The organism is Frankia sp. CoWAU3 (assembly GCF_977971855.1).
Genome location: NZ_CDWWXB010000100.1, coordinates 11,978 through 12,783, shown reverse-complemented (window position 1 = coordinate 12,783; position 806 = coordinate 11,978). Strand labels below are relative to the sequence as shown.

1 protein-coding gene is annotated in these 806 nt (G+C 69.4%); it reads right to left on the bottom strand.

Features of this window, described 5'->3' with window-relative positions:
* Window positions 1-44: 44 nt before the first annotated feature.
* The coding region (locus AC08ON_RS10750) for an HAD family hydrolase (protein ID WP_476616881.1) at window positions 45-806 on the bottom strand (762 nt) is incomplete at its 5' end.

Genomic DNA, 806 nt, shown 5'->3' with positions numbered 1-806 from the left:
TCTAGGAAACTCCCGCTAGGTTCTTTCCCGACGCCGAAGGTGCTCTAGACGCCTGCGGCCCGGCGCCGCAACGCCATGCCGGCGGCGACCCCGCCGGCGAGCGCGCCCACCCCGGCTGCCGTCGGAATGCCGATCTTGGCTGCCTTACGGGCCGTGCGAAAGTCCTTGATCGGCCATTCGCGTTCCCGGGCCACGGTCTTCAGATCCGGATCCGGGTTGATCGCGACCGGGTGGCCCACCAGGGAGAGCATGGGCAGATCGTTGATCGAGTCCGAGTAGGCCCAGCACCGGGACAGGTCCAGGCCCTCCCGCTCGGCGAGTGCCTGCACGGCCTCGGCCTTCGCCTGGCCGTGCAGCAGGCCGCCGACCAGGTGGCCGGTATAGGTGCCCTCGGCGGAGACCTCACTGACCGTGCCGAGGGCGCCGGTGAGGTTCAGCCGCCGGGCGATGACCGAGGCGAGCTCGACCGGGGTGGCCGTGACCAGCCACACTCGCTGGCCCGCGTCAAGGTGCTGCTGGGCGAGCGCGTGCGTACCCGAGTAGATCTGCTCGGCCATCCGTTCGTCGTAGATCTCCTCGCCGTAACGGACGATCTCGGCCACCGTGCGCCCGGCGACGAAGGCGAGCGCGGTCTCCCGAGCATCCCGGATGCCGCTCGGGTCCTCGAGCCCACGCAGCCGGTAGGTGATGTGCTGCCAGCCGAACCGGATCAGGTCACGCGAGTTGAAGAAGTCCCGGGCGGCCAGGCCGCGGGCGAAGTAGAAGATCGAGGCGCCCGCCATCATGGTGTTGTCCACGTCGAAGAA